Origin of the sequence: uncultured Senegalimassilia sp. (genome assembly GCF_934632265.1) — a bacterium.
In the GTDB taxonomy this organism is placed as follows: Bacteria; Actinomycetota; Coriobacteriia; order Coriobacteriales; family Eggerthellaceae; genus Senegalimassilia.
In genome coordinates this window covers 1-3,119 of record NZ_CAKTYH010000169.1, presented here as the reverse complement: position 1 = coordinate 3,119, position 3,119 = coordinate 1, and the positions used below count along the sequence as shown (strand labels likewise).

Below are 3,119 nucleotides of genomic sequence, written 5' to 3'. Positions count from 1 at the left end.
GCGACGTCCATCGGCTTCTTGCCGGCGGCCAGGATGTCCTTCATGCCCGGGATGCGCGGCTCGGCGACGTCGGGCGTGACGGAGATGACGGCGGGAAGCTCGACCTCGACGACCTCGGTGCAATCCTCGAGGGCGCGGGTGACGACGGCGGTGGAGCCGTTGACCTCGACCTTGCAGGCGGCGGTCACGACAGGCCAGCCGAGCTTCTCGGCCAGCTGCACGTCGACCTGCTGCAGGTAATTGTCGGCGGAACCGTCGCCGCAGATGACGGCGTCCACGTCGCCGGCCTTGGCCAGCACGTCGGCCAGGGCGGCAGCGGTGGCTGCAGCGTCCAGGTCGGCCAGAGCGTCGTCGGCGGCCATGAACAGATGGCCCATGCCGCGAGCCATGACGTCCTTCTTCAGCTTGGAGTTGTCGATGTCCTTGCCGCCCACGGTGATGGCGACGGCCTCATCGGCCAGCTGAGCGCCCAGCTCCAGGGCGTTCTTGTCGTACTCGGAGATGGTCAGCTTGGCCTTGGAGAAGTCCAGCGTGCGGTCGCCCGCAACCTGAACGTCCTGGGCGTCGGGAACGGCCTTGAAAGCCACTGCGATCCTCATGGAATCCGTCCTTTCGTAAGACTTAAACGATACATGCAGCCCGCATTCGCAACGGGCGTTATGCCACGATGGGAAAGCGGGGCGACCGGCAACCGATTGCGCGGTCGCCCCGACGAGATGAGCGACGCTTATTCAGCGTACTTCTTGGCGACCTGACGGCCGGCGATGTAGGCCATGACCTCATGGGTGCCGCCGCCGAACATGTTGCCGCGCATGTCGGCCCACAGACGGCCGACGCGGACCTCGGTGGTGTAGCCAAGGCCGGCGTAGATCTGCAGAGCGGAGTCGGCGACCTCCCAGCAAGCCTTGCAGCCATAGCGCTTCAGCATGGCGGACTCGAGCTGGACGGGCTGGTCGTTGTCCATCATCCACAGTGTCTTGTACAGCATGTTGCGGGTGTTCTGGACCTTGATCTCCATGTCGGCGAGCAGCTCCTGGATCATCTGCAGGCGGGTGATCGGCTTGCCGAAGGCGATGCGCTGGTTAGCGTACTTGGCAGCGTCCTCGAGAGCAGCCTGGGCCAGGCCGACCTGCTCGGCGACGATGTAGGAACGCTCGACCTCGAAGTTCTTCATGAGCATCATGAAGCCCTTGCCCGGCTCGCCCATGCGCTGATCCTCGGTCAGGACGACGTCGTCCAGGTACACCTCGCAGAACGGGATGCACTGCTGGCCGATCTTGTGCAGCGGGGCGGTGGAGACGCCGGGGGTGTCCATCTTGACGAACCACAGGGACATGTTGCCGTTGTCGTGGCTGGGATCCTCGTCCTTGGCGACGACGATGGTGTAGGGCAGCTTCTCACCCATGGTCACCCACGTCTTCTGGCCGGACAGCTTGTAGGTGCCGTCAGCCTGCTTCTTGGCGACGGTGGTCATGGAGCGGTTGTCGGAACCGGCGCCGGGCTCGGAGATGGAAAGGGAAGCGATCGGCCAGCCGGTCTCCATATAATGGTCCATGGCCTCCTGCTTCTGAGCCTCCGTACCGAACTCCATGATGTCGAACATGGACAGGGAGTTCTGATACAGGATGTGCATGCAGCCGCTCTTCTGGTACAGGCGCTCGATCATCAGGCCGATGGTCACGCGATCCATCGGGATTCCGCCGTACTCCTCGGGAATGCCCATCAAACCGAAACCAGCGTCACGATAAGCCTCGGCGATCTCCTGCGGCATGCCGTGATCTTCGTACATCTTCTTCACGACGTCCTCGGTGAAGTAGCGCTCGCAGAACTCATCCACGCTCTCGAGCAGCATCTGCTGCTCATCGGTCAAATTGAAGTCCATCTTCTCTCCTTGGCTCGAGTTTTGCCGGACCCCCGGGTTTGCCCGGTTTCCTTGAAGCGAACTATACGCGCTTGGAAAACACCGGGAACCGGTCACTATCGCAGATTTGAGTGTTTTTTGGCCATTTTGCCCTGTCATAGCGAATACCTATTAAAATGAGGGTGAACTGATAACTTCCGTTCATAATTTGTCTGACCTGGACTTATTCCGGACATTTCAAAGGTATGACTCGAAACATCGCACAGAGGTACGCTATTTCTCCATCCCCCCATTTGTTGTCCGTTGTCCATCTGATGTATACTGCAAATCAGCTAGAGAGATTGCATATATGACCTATCGGCGCTTTGGTGGCTGCTGCGCAGAAAGGATGCACACCATGGGTTCGTTAGACACTATGGGACTTTTGGGGAACTCGTTCATCGAGCTGGCACAGCATCAGCCGATAGAGAAGATCTCGGTCTCCGACATCGTCGCGGCCTCCGGCAAGAACCGCAAAACGTTCTATTATCATTTCGAAAGCAAGGAGCACCTGATTCGATGGGTGTTCCGTCGCGATCTGGCCGATGTGCTGAAAGCCAACGTGGCCGACGACGATTTGATCTTCGAGCCCGAGGGCGATGACGCCTTCCCTTCCCTGCCCTATTACGTGCATAAGAAGGTGGGTGTGCGCAGCTTGGACGGGTCGGTGTTCTTCGACATGCTGGCCGAATGCTTCCAGTATCGCCGTTCATACTACGCTAAAACGCTGCGCATGAGCGGCCCCGACAGCCTGCAAGCCTATCTGTACCGCTTGTACGTTCCCGCGATGGCGGCGGATATCCGCTTTATCTTGTCGAACCGCTATCTATCGGAAGGCAACGTCCGATTCCTGTCCGAATTCTATACCGGGGCGATTCTTTCCTATCTCCAACATAAGGTGTGCGACCCGACTTGCGCCGACATCACCGCGGACGTGAAGCCGTTTCAAAACATCGTGCACTCCTCGCTTGAAAGCGAGATCAAAAAGCAGCAGCTGCGCCGCGTGCTGTGATAGCCGTGAGACAACTGCGACCAATCTCGCAATCTGCATCCCATACGATTCAGTGCAGACAACGCTGAGCGACATACGTATGCATGACCTGCTTCTTTGGCTTATAGGACAAAAAGTGTGTCCGGAACATTTATTCACTCCGTTGCGTACGGGTACCTTGTCGCGTGATGCAATTCGTCCCAGACAAGCCCCTCTCCCCATTTCTGC

At 58.8% G+C, this 3,119-nt stretch carries 3 protein-coding genes; 1 reads left to right on the top strand and 2 read right to left on the bottom strand.

What is annotated here, in order from left to right:
• Both Q0H50_RS09070 and Q0H50_RS09065 read right to left on the bottom strand, forming a co-directional pair.
• Positions 1-599 (bottom strand): hypothetical protein (locus Q0H50_RS09070; protein WP_294421632.1); only part of this gene is annotated, 599 nt, incomplete at its 3' end.
• A gap of 128 nt (positions 600-727) precedes the next feature.
• Positions 728-1,882 (bottom strand): acyl-CoA dehydrogenase family protein, encoded by a 1,155-nt coding sequence (locus tag Q0H50_RS09065; RefSeq protein ID WP_042434421.1) that lies wholly within the window; start codon positions 1,880-1,882, stop codon positions 728-730.
• Between the two features lie 376 nt (positions 1,883-2,258).
• Between Q0H50_RS09065 and Q0H50_RS09060 the strand changes: the two genes are divergently transcribed.
• Positions 2,259-2,912, top strand: a complete 654-nt coding sequence (locus tag Q0H50_RS09060; protein WP_294421621.1) for a TetR family transcriptional regulator — start codon at positions 2,259-2,261, stop codon at positions 2,910-2,912.
• Positions 2,913-3,119: the final 207 nt, after the last annotated feature.

Bases quoted from the DNA above. Each gene is read 5' to 3' on its own strand.
- Q0H50_RS09060 (WP_294421621.1), top strand. From the start codon at position 2,259: ATGGGTTCGTTAGACACTATGGGACTTTTGGGGAACTCGTTCATCGAG.
- Q0H50_RS09065 (WP_042434421.1), bottom strand. From the start codon at position 1,882: ATGGACTTCAATTTGACCGATGAGCAGCAGATGCTGCTCGAGAGCGTG.